A 22,214-nucleotide genomic window follows, 5' to 3' on the forward strand; every position below is an offset into this window, starting at 1 on the left:
TCGCGTTGAAGCGCTTCGACATGCTGCGGCCCTTGCTGTCGTGTCGCCCGGCAGCGTCGCCGGGCCCCTTTGTTTGCTGAGATGACTAATACGGCAACCGAGGGCGTCACGCTAGCCCCGTACCCGTGTTCGTGCAGACACTCCATGAAGTGGCACTCCGTGCCCGGCACGGTATAACTCCTGGTCAGCGAGTCAGTGTCATCATGATGTGCTGCAAGTCGTAATTTGTTTTGTGTACGATCAAATTGCCGGGCGACAGTCTCCGCAGTCCCCCTCCGAACAGCCCCGCTCCCCCGAGGAAGACCATGAAGTTCACCAACGGGTTCTGGCGCATCCGCGACGGCGTCCAGGTGGCCTACGCCACCGAGGTACGCGACGTACGCGTCGAATCGAAGCGCTTCACCAGCCATGTCGCCGTACAGAAGGTGACGCGCAGAGGGGACACGCTCAACGCGCCGCTCCTCACCGTCGACTGCTTCTCACCCGCCGAGGGCGTCATCGGCGTGCGCGTCACCCACCACGCCGGCAAGCGGCGCCCGGGACCCGACTTCGCGCTCACAGCCGAGCCCGGCGGTGCGGGCGAGGTCCGCCGGGACGGCACCGTCACCGAACTCACCAGCGGCCCGCTGACCCTGCGCCTGGACCAGGCCGCCCCCTGGTCCCTGACCTTCCACGACGCGGACGGACGGGAGCTGACCCGGGCCGGCCGCAAGGGCACCGCCTTCGCCACCACCGGCGACGGCGCGCACCACGTCCTCGCCCAGCTCGCGCTCGGTGTCGGCGAGCAGATCTACGGCCTCGGCGAGCGCTTCACGCCGTTCGTCAAGAACGGCCAGGTCGTCGACATCTGGCAGGCCGACGGCGGCACCAGCAGCGAGCAGGCGTACAAGAACATCCCCTTCTACCTGTCCTCGCGCGGCTACGGAGTCTTCGTCAACCACCCCGGCGCGGTCTCCTTCGAGGTCGGCTCCGAATCCGTCGGGCAGGTGCAGTTCAGCGTCGAGGACCAGACGCTGGAGTACTACGTCGTCGCCGGCCCCACCCCGAAGGACGTCCTCACCCGCTACACCGCCCTCACCGGCCGCCCGGCCCTGCCGCCCGCCTGGTCCTTCGGCCTGTGGCTGACCACGTCCTTCACCACGGACTACGACGAGGCGACGGTGATGTCGTTCGTCGACGGCATGGCCGAGCGCGGCATCCCGCTGACCGTCTTCCACTTCGACTGCTTCTGGATGCGCGAATACCAGTGGTGCGACTTCGAGTGGGACCCCGAGGTCTTCCCCGACCCCGACGGCATGCTCGCCCGGCTGAAGGCCAAGGGGCTGAAGGTCAGCGCCTGGATCAACCCGTACATCGCGCAGAAGTCCCCGCTGTTCGACGAGGCGGCCGAGCTCGGGCACCTGCTGTGCCGGCCCAACGGCGACGTGTGGCAGTGGGACCTGTGGCAGGCCGGCATGGGACTGGTCGACTTCACCAGCCCCGACGCCCGCGCCTGGTTCCAGTCGAAGCTGAAACCGCTGCTGGACCAGGGTGTGGACTGCTTCAAGACGGACTTCGGCGAGCGCGTCCCCACCGACGTCGTCTGGCACGACGGCTCCGACCCGGAGCGGATGCACAACTACTACACCCACCTGTACAACCAGACCGTGTTCGAACTCCTGGAGAAGGAGCGCGGACAGGGCGAGGCCGTGCTGTTCGCCCGCTCGGCGACCGCCGGTGGCCAGCAGTACCCCGTGCACTGGGGCGGCGACTGCTGGTCGTCCTTCGAGGCCATGGCCGAGTCGCTGCGCGGCGGCCTGTCCCTGTCGCTGAGCGGCTTCGGCTTCTGGAGCCACGACATCGGAGGCTTCGAGGGCACCCCCGACCCGGCGGTCTTCAAACGCTGGCTGGCCTTCGGCCTGCTGTCGTCCCACAGCCGCCTGCACGGTTCGTCGTCCTACCGGGTGCCGTGGGAGTTCGGCGACGAAGCCGTCGATGTCGCCCGGCGCTTCACCCTGCTCAAGCACCGCCTCATGCCCTACCTGTACGGCGCCGCCGTCGAGGCCCGCCACACCGGCGTCCCGATGATGCGGCCCATGGTGCTGGAGTTCCCGCACGACCCGGCGTGCCGCCCCCTCGACCGCCAGTACATGCTCGGCCCCGGCCTCCTGGTCGCCCCGGTGTTCAGCGAGGACGGCGAGGTGGAGGTCTACCTCCCCGCGGGCACCTGGACCCACCTCCTCACCGGCGAACAGGTCACCGGCCCGGTGTGGCGCAGCGAACGGCACGGCTACGACAGCCTGCCGCTCTACGTCCGCGAGGGCGCCGTCCTGCCGCTGGCCGGCGACGAACGGCGGCCCGACGGCGACTGGCTGGACAACCCGACCCTGCTCGTCCACCCGTCGACCTCGCCCGAGTACACCAGCCAGGTCACCGTGCCCGACCTGACCGGCGCCCCGGCCGCCGTGTTCCACGTCCGCCGGGAGGGCGACCACCTGCACATCACCTCGGACGGCACCGACCGGCCCTTCACCGTGCAAGTCGCCGGCGGTGCGAGCGCCGAAGGGACGGGGGAGGTGACGGTACCGCTGCGCTGACCGGAAGCGGGGCGGCGGGCCCGGATCCGCATGCGGGCGGCGGGTACGCCGGACGGCATGATGACCGACGTGATCGACATCGCCGACACGCACCCCGACCGCATACCGGGCTACCACGACGGCCCCTTCGCCCGCCGCCCCGAGCTGCTCGACCAGAGGCTGTTCTGGCACGGACACCTCTACTCCTGCGCTCAGGGCGACGCGGGCAGGCCGCTGTGGGGAGTGGACCACCCGTGGGCCGGCCATCAGGACTTCCAGCGGCGGCTGTGGGAGCGCGGCGACTGGCCGGCCTTCACCGTCCCGCTCGCCGCAGGCCACCGACTCCACGTCGTCCACCGCACCGTCGAAGGGGAGGAGGGCGTCGAATACCTCGTCCATCACCCGGACTGGGACCAGGCCGATCTGATCGCACGGGACGACGGATACCAGCAGTCCGCGCTCCGCACCAAGGCGCGGCAGGCCGTGACCGCTTCCCTGGGCTCCCTGGGGCCCTTGCACCACGGCGCGCTGGAGGGTGGGCATGCCTTCGGCACCGAGGTCCACATCCTCTACTGGCTGATCGGCCCCGTGTCTCCCGCTGCAGGCAGACTGCCGCCGCACAGGCCGGTCGCAGGGAACCATCAGGGCCCCCGCACACTCTCTGAGTGAGAGTCGGTTCTGGTGAACCGCGCGTAAGCATGGGGGTTGCTGTGATGAACCGGTTGATCTATGGCGAGCGGTCGTGGAACCCGCTGGCGCGAACCGTCGAGCTGAAAGAGGACGGGCTGCGCAGGGGCGGCAGGCTCACCCCGCTGAGCGAGCTGAACCTCGCTGCCATGGCCGAGGCGTTCCAGCGCGGGTACTGGCTCGGCGGCGGCGGGACGGAACGCCCGCTGGGGTTCCTGGAGGACGGGCCCGGCATCGTCCCGGTGACCCGCGTGACCGGCACCACCAAGCCACTGAAGGTGCGACAGGCCGCGGAGTTCGCCCGCACGCTGGGGGAGCTGGCGGTACGGCAGTGCGGTGGACCGGAGCAGGTGGCCGCGCTCGCGGCCCGGGCCGGGGCCGAGGGCGTACCGCTGTGGATCGCGCGCCGGTTCGCGCCGGGCCCCGCCGGGCCGATCGCCGTCGCCGTGGACCGGAATCTGGTGCGGGTGGACGTGTGGGGCCCGGACGCTCCCGTCGTACGGATACGGGCACCGTACGGCTTCCACCGCGATGCCGGCGATCCGTCCCGCGGCCTGCGCCTGATCGTCGGCGACGTGACGGCGGAGCTCAGCCTTGAGATGAGAGTGCGCAAGTCCAAGAGGCGGGTGGGGGTCCGACTGCCCGAAGGGCACTGGGAGTTGCGGCGGGACAACGCGAAGAGTTCGTGGCTGCTGCGCGACGGGCGGCGGGTCGCTCTCCTGACGCGTCACCGGGGGCGGCCGGAACCCGAACCCGGGAGCGTCCTGCTGCCGTTGACCCCGGTGCGGTACGAGAGCTCCGACCCGCTGGACGCCGTCATGGCGCAGGTGTTCGCCGTCGCCTTCGGTATTGGAGACACGACAGGAGCGGCACGCTTCCGGGCCGAGCGGCGTCGCCGGATGAACGGCGGAGAGCCGATCGCCGCCGACGCGTGGTGGGACCGCCCGTGGTTCAGCAACCTCGGCAGGGGGCGTGACGACAACGAACCCGGCGGCGCCGACGGCTGGGGCGCGGACGGCGGTGACGGAGGGGACTCCGGCGGGGGAGACGGCGGAGGCGGTGACGGCGGCGGTGGCGGTGACGGCGGCGGGGGTGGCGGCGACTAGGGGGTGTCTCGCCGATCATGCCGGGCTCGCGGCGTCTGGCGCCGCGCCTCGCCGCGTTGTCGTCGGTCCCCGATTCCCCCAAGCTCTCGGCTCCGCTCGAGCAGGGGGACCCCCATCGCATCGGCTCCCTCCTCCGCCTTGCGATGCACGGCACCAGGCGCCGCTCCCTGATCCGGCCTGATCGACGAGACACCCCGTGGGGCCCGTCGACGGCATGAGCTTCGCGGCTGCGGCAGCGTGGAGCGGTCACCCCCTCATCCCGCCCTGCCCTCGAAACCGTCGGGCACCACCGCCCAAGGCTCCGCTGCCAGGCCGTCGCTCCAGGCGCGCAGGGCGCTCCCGTCCACGCAGACGATGCCGCACTGCTCGGCGTACTCCACGGCCGGTGCGGTGAAGTCGCTGGTGGTGACGACGACGGCCACGTCGGCCTCGTGCACGGTGAAGCAGGTGCCTCCGAAGCGCTGCAGTTCCTGGGAGCCGACCTTGTTCTCGTCCCCGTAGCGCTTGCACTGGATGACCAGGCGCCGGCCGTCGGCGGTCAGCGCCACCACGTCGGCACCCAGGTCCCCGGCTCCGCCGACGACCCGCACCTGCGAGCAGCCGTGACGCACGCACAGCGCGGCCACCGCCTGCTCGAACTCGTCGGGGCTGAGGGCATCGTGATCGAGGACGAGGGTCGGCTCCGGTGTCGCGTCCCGGCCGGTGGGGGAGGGCGTGCCGGGGCGCGCGGGCCCGGGGTCCGTCGCCGGCGCGGTCTCGTCCAGGGCGTCCAGGGCCGTCGTCGTGGCTGCCTGGAGCGCCGCGGTGGTACGGCGTGCCAGCCGCGCCGCGGAGAGGCGGCGCCGGCGCCTTCCGTAGCCGAGGACGACGGCCACGACCAGCAGCGACAGCACGACCGCCCACAGCGGACGCCGCTCCACGACCCGCACCGCCGCGCGCGCGACCAGCCCCACGACGACCAGGATCACCGCGCTGAGACCGAAGAACATGGCTGTCGCGCGCAAGTCGAAGCGGCGCTCACGGTACGCGCGGCGCCCGGGGCGCTCCGGTATGGCCACCACGGTCACTCCTTCCTCCGGACCCTCCGGCGACGGAACGAAAGATCACCTACGTCGTGTGCCCGCGTATGCTGCCCGGCAACTCCCCTGACCCGAGGAGGACTTCGTGCAGCTGCTGCCCCGCTCCCCGCCCGGCTGGACCATGGCTGTGTTCGGTGTCCTCGCCGCCGCGCTGGGCGTGGTCGGACTGATCGCCCCTGACACCCTGCTCGGGCTCATGGATTTCACACCCACTGAGGGCTCCCGGCGCGCGGAGGGAGACCACACCCTGGTCTTCCTTACGGCGACCTCCATGGCGGCGCTCAACACCTCGGGGTGGGCCTGTGGGACGGGGCCGGCGCGGTCGTCACGGCCGCGGCGCTCCGGTACGAGCGACGGCGGCGTACTCCGCTTTCCGGGAGGGACGACCGCTCCTGATGCCCGGGTGTGGCGGTGGGCGGTCACCACGCCACGCACGCGGCCCGCCGCTCGACGGGGCACTCGCCGCCCGGCACGTCACAGCTCAGTTGGTGCCCTTCACCGGCACCGAGGTCTCCCAGACGAAGCCGTCCGGGTCGGTGAACGGGCTGCCGGCGCCGGACAGCACGATCCGGTGCGACCCGGTGCCGTCGGCGGGGACACCCGCGACCTTGGCGAGAGCACGCCGCTTGTACAGCGACAGCTTGACCGTGCCCGGCCCGGAGGCGAACTCGACGTACTTGCCGCCGAAGCTCTTGGCCACGGTGAGGCCCTGCTCGACGTAGAACTGCTTGCTGGCCTTCACGTCCTCGACACCGAGCAGCAGCACGAGTTCGTCGACGTCCCGGGTGACCGGGCCGGTGTCCTTCTTGCTCGACGTCGCGATCTGCCAGATCGTGCCGTCCGGTGCCTGCACGACGCCGCCGTATCCCCACAGCGACTTCGACGCGGGTTTGACGACGGCGGCTCCGGCGTCGCGTGCCGCGCCGACGAGCGCGTCGACGTTGCCCGGCTGGGACACCACGAGCGACAGCGTGAAACCGCGGAAGCCGGTCGTGGGGGCCTCGGAGCCGCGCAGCCGCACCCGCGACGGGTCCAGTCCGAAGGTGGTCGAGTAGAAGGTGGGCGGCGGCCGCGGTGTCGGCCACCTCGAGGGTGACGGAGCCGATGAAGTTCATGTCTGTGACGGTAGGGGCGACCGGGGCACCGACGCTTCTCGAAAACTGATCAGTCCCTGCGACTGCCCGGCTGCCCGGCTCCCCGCCGTCCCCCTGTCATCCGGAGCCCGGATCGGACCTTGTGGCCGGAGCCGGGCTCGGCGTCGAGCCGACGGGGATGCCCAGCCGGTCCGCCACGGCGGTGAGGGACGGCCCCAGCGGGAGCGCGACCCGCGTGAGCGCGTGCCGGTCGCCCCGCGTCGGGTCCCGGTTGACGATCAGTACCGGCTTCCCGGCCAGGGCCGCCTGGCGAACGAACCGCAGCCCGGACATCACCGTCAGCGACGAGCCCAGGACCAGCAGTGAGGTCGCCTCGCGGACCAGGTCGCGGCAGTGCTCGACCCGGCGTGGCGGCACGGCCTCCCCGAAGAAGACCACGTCCGGTTTGAGGATGCCGCCGCAGAGCGTGCAGGGGACCACGCGGAAGTCCCCGACCTGCTCGTCGGTGAGGTCGGCGTCACCGTCCGGGTTGATGCCCGCGGCCACCGGCTCGAACCCCGCGTTGACCTCCTCCAGCCGCTGGGCGAGTTCACGGCGCGGGCTGAGGGTGCCGCAGGAGAGGCAGACGACCTGGGCCAGGCTTCCGTGGAGTTCCACGACACCGTCGCTGCCGGCGGCCTGGTGCAGACCGTCGACGTTCTGGGTGATGACCCCCGCGAGCAGGCCGTGCCGCCCGAACGCCGCCACGGCCCGGTGTCCGGCATTGGGGCGGGCCCGGCCGAAGGTGCGCCAGCCGAGGTGGCTGCGCGCCCAGTACCGGCGCCGGGCCTGCGCGCCGCCGGTGAAGTCCTGGTAGGTCATCGGGGTGTGCCGGCTCAGGCTCCCGCCCTCGCCCCGGTAGTCGGGGATGCCGGACTCCGTGGAGATGCCCGCCCCGCTGAGCACCAGCACACCGCCGGTGCTCAGCGCCTCGACGACCGGCTGCGGATCCGTGGTGCCCGGCGGCAGGTCGTCGCCGGGGGTCCAGCTCAGAGTGGGGCGCATGCGCATGCCGCCAGGGTACGCAGTCCGCCGGAGGCGTCACTGTCCCGCACCGTCGACCGAGCGGCCACGCCGGACGTGCCCTAACGATCGGATGATCGGAAAGACACTGCCTAGCCCTCCGAGCCCGCAGCCGACGGCGGTACCTCGACGACCTCGACGGCCTCGACGACGAAGAACAGGAAGCAGGGCTGGGTCGAAAGGTCCCGGAAGCCGTCGGGGAACAGGTCACGGCCGGCCGGGTCGGGCCGCGGCTCGCTGATGCCGGCGACGCGGAAGCCGGCGGCGGTGAAGGCGTCGATCATCGCGTGCAACGGCTTGCGCCAGAACCTCATCGGGACCGACCGCCCGCCGAACGTCCACTCGAAGCCATAGCTGGTGTTCGCGAAGTAGTCGGGCCGGGGATCCTGGACCGCGTACGCCACGAACGGATGGTCCACCGACGCGATCAGCCGGCCCCCGGGCCTGAGCACGCGCCGCAGCTCGGCCAGCGTCGGCCCCCAGTCCTCCAGGTAGTGCAGCACCAGCGACGCGACCACGTCGTCGAACGCGCCGTCGGCGAACGGCAGGGGGTCGCGCAGGTCGACCACGTGCAGGGCGGCGTCGTCCCCGAGCCGCCGCCTGGCCAGCGCAAGCATCCCGGCGCTGGCGTCGATGCCGGTGACGACCGCGCCCCGGTCGCGCAGCGCGGCGGACAGGGGGCCCGAGCCGCAGCCGGCGTCCAGAACCCGGCGGCCCGCCACGTCCCCGGCCAGGGCCAGCATCGCGGGCCGCGCGTAGTACGCGTTCACGAGGCTGTGCTCGTTCTCCGCGGAGTAGGCCTCGGCGAAGCTGTCGTAGTCGTTCACCCGCGCCGGGCGCGCGGACTGGGCGAAGCTCTCAGGCACGTCGGTCACTCGGTCCATCATCGCTCCCTGTCAGTCATACGAGATGGTCACACGACCGATGCCATCAACGGATCAGTGGCAACGGAACCCGCACATCCGGAACCATGCTCGTGCTTCTCAAGTCCATAGCCGTACAAGGAAGATGAAGCGGCTACTGATGGGGCGACGGGAGGAGCACGGTGGCGGCGTTCGCACCGCTGGCTTCGGGGGATCCCGAACAGGTCGGCCGTTACCGGCTGGTGGCGCGGCTCGGCCAGGGCGGCATGGGCCGGGTCTACCTGGCCCGGTCGCCGAGTGGACGCGTGGTCGCGGTGAAGGTGGTGCGCGCCGCCTTGGCGGACGATCCCGGCTTCCGGCGCCGCTTCGTGCGGGAGGTCGCGGCGGCGCGCCGGGTGGCGGGCTTCTTCACCGCCGCGGTGATCGACGCCGACACGAAGGGGCGCCCGGCCTGGCTGGCCACCGAGTACGTCCCCGGCCTCTCCCTGGGTGAGGCGGTGGCCGAGCACGGGGCCTGGCCGGAGCACGCGGTACGACGGCTGGGCGCGGCGCTGGCCGAGGCGCTGGGGGCCGTCCACGGGGCGGGTGTGGTCCACCGGGACCTCAAGCCGTCCAACGTGCTGCTCGCGGCGGACGGCCCCCGAGTGATCGACTTCGGGATCTCGGTGGCGGCCGAGGACACCCGGCTCACGCAGACGGGCACGGTCGTCGGCACCCCCGGCTTCATCCCGCCCGAGCAGTTACGGGGCGAGAAGGCCGGACCGGCGGCCGACGTCTTCGCCCTGGGCGCGGTCCTGGCGCACACCGCGACCGGAACCAGCCCCTTCGGGAGCGGCGCGGCACACGCCGTCAACTACCGGGTCGTCCATGAGGAGCCCGACCTCGGCGGACTGCCTCCCCGGCTGGCGGAGGTGACCGCCCGGTGTCTGGCGAAGGACCCGGACCGACGGCCTTCGATCCCGGACGTACTGGACGACCTCGGGCAACCGGCGGGGCACGTGCCGCACGGCCCGCTGCCGGAGGACGACTGGCTGCCCGGCCCGGTGGCCGCCGCGATCGCCCGCGTCCAAGCCGCCCTTCCGCCACTCGGAGCCGCCCCGGCCACCACGGACGACGAGACCACAGCGACGGTCGTCTCCGGATCTCCCACGGCGGTCACGGACGGGCACGCCCGGCCCTTCCTCACCCGACGCCGTCTGCTGACGGGGCTGTCCGCGACCGCGGTCCTCGCCGTCGGCGGCGTCACCGCGCTCGTGAACGGCGGGGGATCCGGTGAGGGGGAGAAGCCGCGCAGCGCGGCGAAGCTGAGACAGCTGTGGTCCCGCCCGCTGGCCGACGGACTGTCGCTGGAGGAGGTGGCGAACGGCATGGTCTACCTCTGCAGCGAAGACCAGGGCACCATCCAGGCACTGGACTCCGGGGACGGCGGTCGGCGATGGCAGCGGCAGGTGCCGGGGGACTACACGATGATCACCTCCGTCACCGGGGGCACGCTCTACTACGGCAGCGGCGACCATCTCTACGCCGCGGACCCGGACACCGGCGAGACCCGCTGGAAGTTCAAGGACCACAGCCTCCACATGGGCCCGATCACGGTCGGAGAGGCCGCCTACTCCCACTTCCCCGGCCTCTTCGTCGTCCAGGACGCCGGCACCGGTGAGCCCCTGTGGTCCTACGAACTCGGCGACGGCACTACGGAGGACATCGCCGTGGCCGACGGCATGGTCTATGCCCACGCCGGTCCGGTGCTGCACGCCGTGGAGGCCGGCACGCGCAAGGGCGCCCGAGTCTGGACGCACCGGGCGGACAGTGCCGCCGTGACCCGCCCGGTCGTGGCCGACGGCGCGGTCTACTTCGGCAGCCGTGACGGCACGCTGTACGCCGTCGACGCGCGGACCGGCAAGGAGCGGTGGCGGCGCGGCTTCACCGGCAGGCTGTGGGACCCCCGCATCGCGAACGGGGCGGCCACACCGGTCGTCGCCGGCGGGGTCGCCCACTTCGCGGACAGCGCCTACGTGTCGGCATTCGACGCCGCAACGGCCACGTCGCTGTGGCGCCACAGGACGGCCGCGGAAGAGGTCGACGTCCTGGCGCTGACGACCGGCACCGTCCTCTTCACGGACCCGAACGGGACCCTGTAGACCCGCAGCTGGTCATCTCAGGCGGCCACGCGTACTTCGACGGCGGCGACGGTCGCCTGCACGCGGCAAGGATCTCCCTGGACTGACATCCGGCCGGCCACGCATGCGCCTACGAGCCCGTGCGGCTCAGCGTCCAGCGGTGCAGCCGGTCGCCGTCGTGCGTGAGCCAGGTTCCGTCTCCCAGTACGGTCACGTCCTCGCCCACCGGCACCGGGTAGCTCAGCCGACCGAGCGGACGCAGTGTGCCGGCGTCGAGCAGCCAGTGCCGCGTCTCCGGCGCCCCTCCCGGGTGCACCCGGCCGGGGACCAGCACATGGCGCCCGTCCAGGACCTCCGCGGAGTGGAACTCGTCGTTCTCCGGGTCGACGGCCAGCTCCGCCAGATCCAGCAGCGCCGTCTGCTCCCCGGAGCCGAGGTCGTACGACGCCAGTTCGTCGCGGTCGTCGTCGTGGAACATGTGCTCGGCGTACCGCTGGGTCAGCACGCGGGTGCCGGGGAGGAAGCCCGCCAGGGCGCGCATCCACGTGCCGCCGAGGACGTCGAGACCGTCGGCGCGCGGCTCGGCCCACCAGGTCGACCAGCTGTGCCAGGCGGTCCAGCAGGACACCACGACCGCGCCGCCGTCCGGACGCCAGGAGGCCACCGCGGCGGACGCCAGCGAACGGATCTGCCGTCGGCCGAGCACCTCGCCGGTCGCCGCGTCCAGGAGCAGCAGGTCGTCCCAGGTGTAGTTGCGGCCCGGCTCCAGGTCGTACACCAGGGCCGCCTTCTCCTTGTCGGGTTCCAGCGTCGGCACGACGACGCACACCAGCCGCCCGTCCGGGCTGACGGCCGGCGCGGAGTGCGCCCGGGCGGCGCCGTGCCATGGGTCATGGGTCAGTTCCCAGCGAGGGCCCCCGTCGGGGCCCACCGCCCGCACGGACGAGCCCCCGGCCACCACGAACCCGCCGTCGGGCGTGGGAACCGCTCGCTCATGCTCCTCCGTCCGCAGGGCGGCACTCGGGCCCGCGCTCCTCCCCGCGAGGAAGTCCTCGCGGTCGTGCACCTCCAGCAGCCCGGGCGTGCGGACGACGAGCCGCCCTCCGCTGACCGCCTCGCATGTGCCCCGCACCGGCGTCGTGCCGAGCGGCACCACGTCGATTCGTTCGTCCCCCGTCGTATCCATGACGTGCATGCTCGCAAGCCCCGCGCGGGCCCCGCCAGCCGTTTTGCGTGGCGCGTCGTAATGTCAGTGCGGGATGCGGCGGGGCGGCCGGGTGACCGTCTCGTCCCTGAACTCCGCGATGACGCTGCCGACCTGGCGCATCAGATGGGTGTCCTCGATCCGGTCGAGATACAGGCAGCGGTCGGCCAGCCCTCTCAGCTCGAAGACGAAGCACAGCGACATCAACGGGTTGACGAACAGCTCGCTGCCCCGGGTGCGCGTGGTGAACTGGACGTCGCCGAAGGAACCGCGGATCGCGGCCGCGACGGAGCCGTTGACGATGCTGGGGTGGTCGGGGGTGTGGTCCTGCGCGTGGGCGACGGCGTCCAGGTAGAGGGCGCCCTCCCGGGTCGTGCGGGATATCGAGAACGCGCCGAGGTAGGCGCCGTCGCGCTCCAGCGCGGCGATGTTCTCCAGCACCAGGCCGTGACTGACCCCGTGGTGCGCGTCCACGCCGAACCCGACGGACACCACGAGGCGTTCGGGGACGTCGTCCAGCCCGGCCAGCGCCGCCACGCTGGTCAGGTCCTCCTCCGGGGTGCCGAGTCCCGCCTCGTCACCGCGCATCAGGATGTCGGTGCCGCCGTCCACCAGGACCACCGCGTCGATCCGGTGATGGTCGATCACCGCTCGGTACGCCGCGCGCAGCGGCTGGACGCCCGTCCGCGGAAAGGCGTGGACGGTACTGGGGTATCGGTGCAGGGCCAGCCACTGGGCCAGGGTCCGCTCGGGGAAGTAGGTCTGGTGCGGTGCCGAACGCGGAGTCACCACGGCCACGTCCGGCGCGAGCCAGTCCTCCGACGGCAGTCCCTCGACCGCGCTGAACGTGAGGTTGGCCAGACGGACCTCCTTGCCCTGGTGCATCAGGTCGAGGGCGATCGGCAGTCCGGCGTAGATGTCGAAACCGCCTCCGGCGCCGGAGACGAGTACGCGCTCGGCGCCTTCGAGGCGGGAGAACAGCGGATTGGTGTGCAGGGCCGTCATGATGATCAGTCTGACGGGCCGACATGTGCGGGCGCCCTCGATTTCGGCGATGCCGACGGCGTCCCGCGCCGGTACCTCGGCCGGTCCGGCGCGTGAGAGGGCCCGCATGCGGGCCCCGCGACCCCGCACTAGCGTGGAAGAACAGGGCGACAGCCAGCAGCGCGCACCGGGGAGGGTGAACGCTGATGCCGGAGCAGCCGGAGCAGCCGGAGCAGCCGGAAGAGCACGGCGGCAGAATGTCAGACACCGCGGAGCAGGCGATGGCGGACGACCTGCGCGCCTCCCTCCAAGGCGAGGTGATCGACCGCGGGCACCCCCGGTACGACGAGGCCCGGACCGTGTGGAACGGTCTCATCGACCGCCGCCCCGCGCTCATCGCGCGGTGTTCCGGCACGGCGGACGTGGCCGAGGCGGTGCGGGTCGCGCGGGAACACCGGCCCGCCGTCAGTATCCGCGGAGGCGGGCACCAGGTCGCGGGCAGTGCGGTGTGCGACGACGGACTGGTGATCGACCTGTCCCGCATGAAGGGCGTGCACGTCGACCCCGCCGCCCGGACCGCGCGGGCCCAGGCGGGAGTGTCCTGGGGCGAACTCGACCGTGAGACCCAGCTGCACGCGCTGGCCACACCGGGCGGGGAGATCTCGGCCACCGGGATCGCGGGCCTCACGCTCGGCGGCGGCTTCGGCTTCGTGATGCGGACGTTCGGTCTGAGCTGCGACAGCGTCCGCTCACTGGAGATCGTCACCGCGGACGCCACGGTACGCACGGCGAACCGGGAAGAGGAACCCGAGCTGTTCTGGGCGGCGCGCGGCGGTGGCCGGGGCCTCGGAGTGGTCACGTCCTTCGAGTTCGGCCTCCACGAGCTCGGTCCCGAGGTGGCCGGTGTGCTGGTCCTCCACCCGTGGGAGCGCGCCGAGGACGTGCTGCGGGCCTGGCGGGACGCGGCGTACACCGCGCCGGAGACCGTCACGCCGGAACTTCTGCTCTGGAGCGTCCCCGCGGCCCCCGTGATCCCGCAGGAACTGCACGGAGCCAACTGCGTGATGATCGGCGCCGTGTACGGGGGACCGCCGGACGACGGTGCCACCGCCGCGCTGGCGACGCAGCGCGAACTGGGCCCGCCGCTCGTCGACCTGAGCGGCACCATGCCCTACGTGATGCTGCAGAGCGCCAACACCTGGCGGTTCCCCGACGGCGAGCGCTACTTCATGAAGTCGCACTTCGTGGACGAGCTGAGCGACGAGGCCATCAGGACCCTGGTGGACTGGTACTCCCGGCGGCCCACCCCGGAAAGTCTCATCGTCGTCCGCACCCTCGGTGGTGCGATAGCGCGCGTCGGCCCCGACGACAGCGCGTTCGCGTACCGGTCCGCGCGCTACAACGTGAGCATCGACGCGGGCTGGCAGGACCCGGCGCTCGACGAGACCGCGATCGGGTGGGCGCGCTCGGCGTGGGACGCGTTGAAGCCGTTCTCCAGCGGTGGGACGTACGTCAACTTCGCCGGCCTCGGCGAGGACGCGGGCGAGCCGCGGGGCACGGTCTTCGGCTCCCACGAGGAGCGCCTGCGACGAACCCGGGCCAGGTACGACCCGGAGGGTCTCTTCGGCATGGCCGCCCGCAGACCGTGACCACTCGGTACCGGTGCGCTTTCTTTCGCATCGGCTTTCCCGGGTACCCGATGCCTCGCACGGAGGAGGTGGGCGCGCCGGCCGCGGCCGACCCCCGTCAGAGCGGATCAGGAGGGATCAGATGAGCACGGTCAAGGAATCGGTGGACGTGGAGGTCCCGCTGCGCCGGGCGTACGACCAGTGGACCCAGTTCGAGGACTTCCCGAACTTCATGGAGGGCGTCGACGAGGTCAGGCAGCTCGACGACCGGCACAACCACTGGTCCACCAGCATCGGTGGGGTGCGCCGGGAGTTCGACACCGAGATCGTCGATCAGCTGGCGGACGACCGGATCACCTGGCGGACCGTCGGCGGTGAGACACAGCAGCGCGGCTCGGTCCGCTTCGAGCGCCTGGACGACACCCACACCCGGGTGGAGCTCACGATGGACATCGAGCCGACGGGTCTCGCAGAGAAGGGCGCGGACGCACTGGGCATGATCGACAGGCGGGTGAAGGGGGACCTGCGCCGCTTCAAGGACTACGTCGAAGGCGGTGGCGGCGAGGGCGGCTGGCGCGGACGTATCCGGCCGCAGGACCCGGGCACCACCCTCTGAGAGCCCCTGACGCCGACGCGCAGACCGGGCGGTTCCGGCCGGCCCCGTGCCTCACGGGGCCGGCCGGACCATGTTCGAGAATGTGGCGCGATTTGTCGTTGCGCGCCTGCGGAGGGACCCGCAACCTGTCACCCGTGGACGTGTGGGAGCGCTCCCAATGCCACCCTCCACACCGCAGCTCCCCGCGTCCGCATCCCCCCGCATCGAAAGAGGGAGACCGCCGTGCGTCACGCACTTGCTTGTCATGATCGCGACAGATTGAGGACCGGCTTCCGCCCCGCACTCCTCCTGAGTGTGCTCGCCGCCCTGCTGATCAGCCTGATCCCCGGGAGCGGCACCGCCTCGGCCCACGGCTCCGTGGTCGACCCGGCGTCCCGCAACTACGGCTGCTGGCTGCGCTGGGGCAGCGACTTCCAGAACCCGGCGATGGCACAGGAAGACCCCATGTGCTGGCAGGCGTGGCAAGCCAACCCCAACGCCATGTGGAACTGGAACGGCCTGTACCGCAACGGGTCCGGGGGCAATTTCCAGGCGGTCGTCCCAGACGGCCGGCTGTGCAGCGGCGGACAGACCGAGGGAGGCCGCTACAACTCACTGGACACCGTCGGCGCGTGGAAGACCACGGACGTCTCGTCCGACTTCACCGTCAAGCTGTACGACCAGGCCAGCCACGGCGCGGACTACTTCCTGGTGTACGTCACCCGCCAGGGCTTCGACCCCGCCACCCAGCCGCTGCGCTGGAGCGACCTGCGACTCGTCGCCCGCACCGGCAGGTACGCACCCAGCCAGAACTACTCGATCGACGTGAGTACGTCGGGCCTGAGCGGTCGGCACGTCGTCTACACGATCTGGCAGGCGTCGCACATGGATCAGACGTACTTCCTGTGCAGCGACGTGAACTTCCGCTGATCCATGCCCCCGCCGGGCGGGACGCGCTTCCGACGCGTCCCGCCCGGCGGCGCGTCGGGTGTGCGGTGGGTGTGCGGTGGGTGTCGCGCCCCACTCTCGATGCATACGGGTCAGCGCGCCGCTTCCGCCAGAGACATCAGCAGGTGGGCGGATTCGGGGTGGAGGTAGTCGGAGTGGGCGCCGTGCGGGAGGCCGCCGGTGCGGTAGCAGGCGCTCGCGTCGATGTTGAGCAGGCGCGCGGTCCGCGGGAAACGGTAGCGCCGGCCGGTGGGCAGGAGGGCGAGATCGTGCAGGGTACCGGCGGGGCCGGTGGCTCCTTCGAAGCCGATGCCGTTGCGTCCGCCTTCCGCCAGGCGGTGCCAGGCGCCCAGCGCCAGGTCGGCGGGGGAGTAGGTCATGGCGATCGGCGCGTTGAGGATGCCGGGCTCGAGGAGCCGGGCGTAAGGGGGACTGAGGAAGGAGTCGGCGGGCAGGGCCGCCTGAAAGAGGGTGAGACTGTCCACCGTCCAGGGGTGGGCGCGGTCGCGCCAGGGCCAGGCGAGGGTGCCGGGGCCGCCCTGGCGAAGTCGCCGGGTCGCCTCCATCACGGCGTGCAGGAGGAAGCGGCTGCCGAAGGAATGGCCGACGCAGTGCAGGTATTGGCCGTAGGAGGTCTCCAGCACGTCCGGCCCGGCCTCGGGAAGGTCGCGGCGGTCGTTGAAGTAACCCAGGACCGAGCCGAGTACGCGCGCGGTCTGCCCGGAGCGGGCCATCACGGCGGTGCGCTCGCGGATGGCCCGGTAGCCCCACGGGGTGCGTCGGCTGAGGGAAGGCCAGCGCACGCTGACGTACTGAGGCCGGAAGCGGCGAACGCGCGGATAGAGCCGTGGCTGCCCTGCCGAGACCTGGTCGATCAGGGAGAACAGCCGTGTCGCGGCGTCCAGGGCCGCCTCGGCGTCGGTGCGCCACCCGTGGACGTGCAGAAAGATGTCGGTGGTCTCCTCGCGTAGCCGGAGATGGGACTCGAGTACGCCAGGGACCTCGGCAGCGGGGACGGCCGTGCGCAGGCGGGGGTGCAGCAGCCGGCCCTGCTCATCGAGATCGATCAGGCTCACACGCGCGTTCATCCAGGCTCACACGCGCGGTCATCGTCGTCCGTCTCCATGGTCGAGCCGCCGACCAGACAGTTGTCGATGCCCCGGATGAGCGTGAACACCAGGCCCAGCGGGTTGGCGTGCTCGTGGACGAACTCCCGCACCAGCGCTCTCACCACGGGTGCGGCGCATTCGCCCTTGAAGAACTCCTCGAAGAACCGGCAGGTGAACTTGGAGGCGAACGTCTCGGGCACCTCCACCTGGGGACCGATCAGACAGCCGACACCCAGCTCGAACAGCGGGCGGGCCAGACCCTCGTGCAGGCACATCCCGGCGCGGCCGCCGTCGCAGACCATCATGAAACACAGCGGGTTGGGCAGCCGTCGATCGCGGTACGAGGCCCACTGCACCAGGTCGATCGCATAGATGGGCTTGTCGTCGGAGAGGGTGACCTGCGCCTGTCTCGGCTCGCGACGCGTGGCGCGGACACCGGAGCCGTGCGCGGCGAACACCAGCAGGTGGTCACTGTTGTCCGACTCGCACAGCGCCTCGGCGGTCGTCGGCTTGGTCGTGCGCTCGCTGGGCACGGCATGCGTCTCCAGCACCGCGCGCACCGGACGTATCGGGCAGTCGGCCGCCTCGTCCTCACCCTTCTCGAGCCGCTCGTCGAAGTGCAGACCCGCGTTGGGGGGATCGATGCCGTGCTCGATGAAGGGCGAGTAGTCGTCGACCGGGCCCAGGCAGTGCTCGACGAGGTGCGAGTAGCCCAGGAAGCCCTCCCAGTCCACCTGGGCGTCGGCGCGCATCAGCGGAGTGTCCGGCGCGGGCGGCAGATACAGCAGCCCCCACGGGATGAAGACATCCTCGGAGGTGACCGTGATCGTCTGCGGGCCGCTGCGCAGAGCCGAGCACAACTTGGCGTAGAGGCGGGTGAGGCCTGCGTCGCCGCGGGCGAAGAGGAAACGGAACAGTGCGTCTCCGGCGCGCGCGAGATCGATGCCCACCTCTGCCAGCAGGGTCTCGGCTTCGGCTCCCAGCGTGCTCTTCGGCAGCCCCTCGTAGGGGTAGCTCGCGGACGGCTCGTGCCAGTGCTGCACCACCCTCTCCAGCCATATCCGGTGCAGATGGTTCACCTGGGCGGCGATGTCGTCGCGGCTGCGCGTGATGCGGCCCACGAGGGGACCGTTGCCGTCGTAGGGCAGTGCCGAGCCGTACGCGTCGATGCGGAAGGTGTCGTCGTGCGAGCTGTGCTCGATGTTCACGAAGATGGTCCGCTCCTGGAGCCGGCCGGGCACGGACCGGGGCAGACGCTCCAGGTGGCCGAAGGAGTCGCTTTCCAGCTCGATGTCGAGCTCGATCTCGCCAGTCATGATGAGACGACCGCACCGTCCCCTTCGGCCACCGGCAGCACACTGCTGACTTGCTGGATCACAGTCCCGTCGGCGCTGCGCAGCACCGAGATGCGCAGCCTGACGGGGCCCTCCCCCTGCGGGGTCACCTCGAAACGCTCGGCGGGTGTGCCGTCGGCGTCGGTGAGGCTGGTGTGGATGACGGCGGGCCGGACCACGGCGCTGTCGGCCCTGATCCGCAAGGTGAGCTTCAGCGGTGCCGCCCGCGTGGCGTCCGAGCCGGGCCGCGGTGTCCAGGCGTCGTCCATCGGCGTGTAGTCGAACACCACCTGCAGCGTGCTGCCCACCCGCGCCGGCAGCACGGCGTCCGTGACGCGCAGCCGCGCCCGGTGCCGGCGGAAGGAACCGCTGCCGCGCCGCCCGCCGCCCGACGGCCGGGCGGCCTCGTCGGTGTCGCCGTGCTCCGGCGTCGGCTCGGGTGCCGGTTCGTGCGCAGGCTCGGTCGCCGCCCTGGTGGCGGCCTCGAAGAGACTGTCCGTCAGAGAGGGCAGCGGCGCGCGGCGTCCGCGCTCAGAGTCGCTGCCCAGCCGGAGGAACTCCAGCCAGTCCTTCAGCGGCCCCTGACTGTCGTCGTAGGTGATCGTCGCGCCCCGGAACGTGAACGCCCAGGCCGTGTAGGCCGACCACGGGGTCACGCCCGGCTCCGGGTCCGGGCCGGTCCCCGACACCATCTCGTCGGCGAAGGCGCCCACACCGCGCGCGGGCAGATGTACGGACTCTCCCTGACGGGCGTTGAACCACTGCACCACCAGCCGGCTGAAGCCGGGACGCAACGCGTGGAACGGCTGCTGCCCGCCCTGCGACACCACCTGCCACGCGGCACCCGCGTCGGAGCCGGTGCGGCAGGCGTCGACCAGCACCACGACCTGCTCCGCCCGTGCCTGCCGCAGACACTCCACCAGGTCCGTGACCGAGACGGTCTCGTCGTCCGCGAGCTGGAGATGCAGATCGAGCCGCCCACTGTCGGCGGTGCGCGCCGTGGCGTGTGCGGCGACGTACACGAGCAGCAGGTTACGGCCCTCGAGAGCGAGCTCGGCGACCCTGTTCAGCAGCTCGTCCCGCGACGGTGCCCTGCGCAGCAGTGACGCGCTCGCCGGGGTGAATCCGCAGAAGCTGTCCAGCAGCCGCCGGTGCACCCAGGCCGCTGCCAGCCCCGGATCGTAGTCCGGCCCGGTGTCGCTCTCGGCCCAGGCCGCGTGCAGCGCTCCGGCGACCGTGAGGGCGTACCGCGACGAGACCGGGGCCACCTCCGACGGCCGGCGCCTGGCCAGTCCGTAGGAGGCCGCGGGAGGCCGCAGGCCGGCACGGGTGAGCGGGAGCCGGAACCCCGACGCGTTGCACAGCAGCGGCGGAAGATAGCCGCTGCCCTTCAGCGACGCGTACAGCAGCTCGTGCAGCCGCCTCAGGTCCAGGCCCTGGCCCGCCAGCCGAGGGGACCGCAGCAGTTCGGTCAGCTGCTGGGTGAAGACCGACGGGGCGTGGTGGTTCGCGGCGAACGCCGCCGGGGACGGCCCGACCGACGACAGCACCGCGACCCCGCTGCTCCGGCCCAGGTACTCCATCTCACGGTGGATCGCCGCCGTGCTGTACGGCACCTCGTCACCGCCCCGCCTCCCGCCCAGGCAGGTGTCGAGCACCAGGAGCCGGTCCCGGCCCGGCCCCCCGGAGTCGCGCATGGCGGTCACGAGCTCCCGGGCCCCGATCCAGCGCGGAGGCTCGTCGTCGAGCCGGTCGCGGGCGAGAGCGAGCTGGAGCACGCCACCGTCGGTCAGCCTGCCGTGACCCGTCCAGTACACGAACAGCGGACCGTCGGAGGCGGAGGCCTCCGATAACTGCGACAGAACGTCATGCGGGGATTCCGGGACGATCGTCCGGCAGTCCTCCGGACGCACCGCGAGGGTGTCCGGATCCAGCAGCGCCTTGCGCAACGTGTCCGCGTTGCGCCGGGTCCCGGGAGGCAGCGAGACGTCAGGGGTGCTCGTACCGCCCTGGACCAGGAGGTGCTGAGTCAGATAGGGCGCCACCGATATCCCGTCCCCCCTGCGAAGCCTCACTGCCAAGGGTAGCCCCAAGGACCGCAAGGTGCCGGCTGATTGACATGCCGTCACCGACCGGCTCGGAGCAGGCGCCGCGTGGCGGCACTCTGCTCGCCGACCGGATCACGGATGGCGAGGTCCACGACGACCTTCGCGCCGTATGGTGCAAGCGGCCGCGTTTCGCTCCCACGCCTGTCCTCAACGCTCCGGCGCTCCCCAAGCCGTTCGGGCACTCGACCGGGTGTCGGATCGTCTCCACGCCAGGTAGTTCCGTCAGATCGGGAAAGTGAGACACCGCTATGAACGTCAGTGCGCACATCGAGGCCGTCCACACCGAGCTCCGCCGGCGCAACCCGGGGGAGGCCGAGTTCCACCAGGCCGCCACGGAGGTACTGGACTCCCTCGTACCCGCGCTCGAACGGCACCCCGAGTACATCGAGAGCGGGATCCTGGAGAGGCTGTGCGAGCCCGAGCGGCAGCTGATCTTCCGGGTTCCCTGGGTCGACGACGCGGGCGCCGTGCGCGTCAACCGGGGCTTCCGGGTGGAGTTCAACAGCGCGCTCGGCCCCTACAAGGGCGGTCTGCGGTTCCACCCGAGCGTCAACCTCGGCATCGTCAAGTTCCTCGGTTTCGAGCAGATCTTCAAGAACGCGCTGACCGGGATGGCCATCGGCGGCGGCAAGGGCGGCGTGGACTTCGATCCCAAGGGCCGCTCGGACGGCGAGATCATGCGGTTCTGCCAGTCCTTCATGACCGAACTCCACCGCCACCTGGGCGAGCACACCGACGTCCCGGCCGGCGACATCGGCGTGGGCGCGCGGGAGATCGGCTACCTCTTCGGCCAGTACAAGCGGATCACCAACCGCTACGAGGCCGGCGTGCTGACCGGCAAGCCGGTGGCGTGGGGGGGCTCGCACGCCCGTACCGAGGCCACGGGCTACGGCGCGGTGTACTTCGCCCAGGAGATGCTCGCCACCCGCGGCGACGGCTTCGACGGACGCCGCGTGGTGATCTCCGGATCCGGCAACGTGGCCGTGTACGCCGTGGAGAAGGCGCACGCGCTGGGCGGCCGCGTGGTGGCCTGCAGCGACTCCTCCGGCTACCTCGTCGACGAGGACGGCATCGACCTGGAACTCCTGAAGGAGATCAAGGAGGTCCGCCGCTCCCGCATCTCCGCCTACGCGGAGGTGAAGCCGAACGCGCGCTTCTCGGACCGCGGCACGGTGTACGACGTCCCGTGCGACATCGCGCTGCCCTGCGCGACCCAGAACGAGGTGCGGCGCGAAGACGCCGTCGCCCTGGTCAAGAACGGCGTCCTCGCCGTCGCCGAGGGCGCGAACATGCCCTGCACGCCGGAGGCGGTGGAGGTGCTGCGGGAGGCCGGTGTCCTCTTCGGCCCCGGGAAGGCCGCCAACGCGGGCGGTGTGGCCACCTCCGCGCTGGAGATGCAGCAGAACGCGGCCCGGGACAGCTGGTCCTTCGAGGAGACCGAGTCCCGGCTCGCCGCGGTGATGCGCGGCGTCCACGCCCAGTGCCGCGCCACCGCCGAGGCGTACGGCGGCAACGCCGACGACTACGTGCTCGGCGCGAACGTGGCGGGTTTCCTGAGGGTGGCCGAGGCCATGGCCGCACAGGGGGTCGTCTGACGGCACCACTCCGCTGGGCCCGGGAGCCTGGCCGTCGTCGGGTCATCACCTCTGCCCGGCCCTGTGGGCCGATCGGCTCAGGCGCGGCGCGCCTAGGCAGCGCGGGCGGCCGTCGATGGAGGATCGGTGGGGCGGCGGCCTCA

At 71.6% G+C, this 22,214-nt stretch carries 16 protein-coding genes and 1 pseudogene; 8 read left to right on the forward strand and 9 right to left on the reverse strand.

Going from position 1 to position 22,214, the window contains the following annotated elements; translation table 11 throughout:
* Positions 1–305: 305 nt before the first annotated feature.
* The 3 genes from yicI to ACSU6L_RS37285 are packed head-to-tail and all read left to right on the forward strand — an operon-like array spanning position 306 to position 4,348.
* Complete coding sequence (yicI, locus tag ACSU6L_RS37275; RefSeq protein WP_437064109.1) at positions 306–2,576, forward strand: alpha-xylosidase; 2,271 nt, start codon at positions 306–308, stop codon at positions 2,574–2,576.
* Between the two features lie 57 nt (positions 2,577–2,633).
* Positions 2,634–3,224 (forward strand): hypothetical protein, encoded by a 591-nt coding sequence (locus ACSU6L_RS37280; RefSeq protein WP_437064110.1) that lies wholly within the window; start codon positions 2,634–2,636, stop codon positions 3,222–3,224.
* A gap of 44 nt (positions 3,225–3,268) precedes the next feature.
* Positions 3,269–4,348 carry a hypothetical protein gene (locus tag ACSU6L_RS37285; RefSeq protein WP_437064111.1) on the forward strand — a complete coding sequence of 360 codons (1,080 nt, stop codon included), beginning with the start codon at positions 3,269–3,271 and terminating at the stop codon, positions 4,346–4,348.
* Positions 4,349–4,602: 254 nt separating this feature from the next.
* On the opposite strand, the gene ACSU6L_RS37290 is transcribed toward ACSU6L_RS37285, so the two are convergent.
* The 4 genes and pseudogenes from ACSU6L_RS37290 to ACSU6L_RS37305 all read right to left on the reverse strand — a co-directional run bounded on the left by ACSU6L_RS37290 (position 4,603) and on the right by ACSU6L_RS37305 (position 8,467).
* Positions 4,603–5,406 carry a restriction endonuclease gene (locus tag ACSU6L_RS37290; RefSeq protein WP_437065181.1) on the reverse strand — a complete coding sequence of 268 codons (804 nt, stop codon included), beginning with the start codon at positions 5,404–5,406 and terminating at the stop codon, positions 4,603–4,605.
* Between the two features lie 502 nt (positions 5,407–5,908).
* Positions 5,909–6,542: pseudogene (locus ACSU6L_RS37295) on the reverse strand (glyoxalase).
* 96 nt (positions 6,543–6,638) lie between these two features.
* The gene (locus ACSU6L_RS37300; RefSeq protein WP_437064112.1) at positions 6,639–7,571 is read right to left on the reverse strand and encodes an NAD-dependent protein deacetylase; all 933 of its coding nucleotides are present in this window, start codon (positions 7,569–7,571) and stop codon (positions 6,639–6,641) included.
* Positions 7,572–7,675: 104 nt separating this feature from the next.
* The gene (locus ACSU6L_RS37305) at positions 7,676–8,467 is read right to left on the reverse strand and encodes a class I SAM-dependent methyltransferase (protein WP_437064113.1); all 792 of its coding nucleotides are present in this window, start codon (positions 8,465–8,467) and stop codon (positions 7,676–7,678) included.
* Between the two features lie 161 nt (positions 8,468–8,628).
* On the opposite strand from ACSU6L_RS37305, the gene ACSU6L_RS37310 reads away from it, so the two are divergent.
* A complete protein-coding gene (locus ACSU6L_RS37310) occupies positions 8,629–10,587 on the forward strand; it encodes a protein kinase domain-containing protein (protein ID WP_437064114.1) in 1,959 nt (652 codons plus the stop codon).
* A gap of 109 nt (positions 10,588–10,696) precedes the next feature.
* Here the strand turns inward: ACSU6L_RS37310 and ACSU6L_RS37315 are convergent, their stop codons facing one another.
* Positions 10,697–11,752 (reverse strand): hypothetical protein, encoded by a 1,056-nt coding sequence (locus ACSU6L_RS37315; RefSeq protein ID WP_437064115.1) that lies wholly within the window; start codon positions 11,750–11,752, stop codon positions 10,697–10,699.
* A 63-nt stretch (positions 11,753–11,815) separates the two neighbouring features.
* Positions 11,816–12,775 carry a DUF1152 domain-containing protein gene (locus ACSU6L_RS37320; RefSeq protein ID WP_437065183.1) on the reverse strand — a complete coding sequence of 320 codons (960 nt, stop codon included), beginning with the start codon at positions 12,773–12,775 and terminating at the stop codon, positions 11,816–11,818.
* A 236-nt stretch (positions 12,776–13,011) separates the two neighbouring features.
* Between ACSU6L_RS37320 and ACSU6L_RS37325 the strand changes: the two genes are divergently transcribed.
* The 3 genes from ACSU6L_RS37325 (at position 13,012) to ACSU6L_RS37335 (ending at position 15,907) form a co-directional block, all read left to right on the forward strand.
* Positions 13,012–14,403: an FAD-binding oxidoreductase gene (locus ACSU6L_RS37325; RefSeq protein WP_437064116.1), complete on the forward strand. Its 1,392-nt coding sequence runs from the start codon at positions 13,012–13,014 to the stop codon at positions 14,401–14,403.
* A gap of 121 nt (positions 14,404–14,524) precedes the next feature.
* Positions 14,525–14,998 (forward strand): SRPBCC family protein, encoded by a 474-nt coding sequence (locus ACSU6L_RS37330; protein ID WP_073944048.1) that lies wholly within the window; start codon positions 14,525–14,527, stop codon positions 14,996–14,998.
* Positions 14,999–15,256: 258 nt separating this feature from the next.
* The gene (locus ACSU6L_RS37335; RefSeq protein WP_437064117.1) at positions 15,257–15,907 is read left to right on the forward strand and encodes a lytic polysaccharide monooxygenase auxiliary activity family 9 protein; all 651 of its coding nucleotides are present in this window, start codon (positions 15,257–15,259) and stop codon (positions 15,905–15,907) included.
* Between the two features lie 110 nt (positions 15,908–16,017).
* On the opposite strand, the gene ACSU6L_RS37340 is transcribed toward ACSU6L_RS37335, so the two are convergent.
* The 3 genes from ACSU6L_RS37340 to ACSU6L_RS37350 are packed head-to-tail and all read right to left on the reverse strand — an operon-like array spanning position 16,018 to position 20,443.
* On the reverse strand, positions 16,018–17,001 hold the full coding sequence (locus ACSU6L_RS37340; RefSeq protein WP_437064118.1) for a hypothetical protein: 984 nt from the start codon (positions 16,999–17,001) through the stop codon (positions 16,018–16,020).
* Positions 17,002–17,009: 8 nt separating this feature from the next.
* Positions 17,010–18,350 carry a CHAT domain-containing protein gene (locus ACSU6L_RS37345; protein WP_437064119.1) on the reverse strand — a complete coding sequence of 447 codons (1,341 nt, stop codon included), beginning with the start codon at positions 18,348–18,350 and terminating at the stop codon, positions 17,010–17,012.
* On the reverse strand, positions 18,347–20,443 hold the full coding sequence (locus ACSU6L_RS37350; protein ID WP_437064120.1) for a hypothetical protein: 2,097 nt from the start codon (positions 20,441–20,443) through the stop codon (positions 18,347–18,349). Before ACSU6L_RS37350 ends, ACSU6L_RS37345 begins: the two co-directional genes overlap by 4 nt.
* 281 nt (positions 20,444–20,724) lie before the next feature.
* Here ACSU6L_RS37350 and gdhA point away from each other — a divergent pair, with 281 nt between their 5' ends.
* Positions 20,725–22,071: an NADP-specific glutamate dehydrogenase gene (gene gdhA, locus ACSU6L_RS37355; RefSeq protein ID WP_437064121.1), complete on the forward strand. Its 1,347-nt coding sequence runs from the start codon at positions 20,725–20,727 to the stop codon at positions 22,069–22,071.
* Positions 22,072–22,214 lie beyond the last annotated feature (143 nt).

It is taken from the genome of Streptomyces sp. enrichment culture, from assembly GCF_964272855.1.
In the GTDB taxonomy this organism is placed as follows: domain Bacteria; phylum Actinomycetota; class Actinomycetes; order Streptomycetales; family Streptomycetaceae; genus Streptomyces.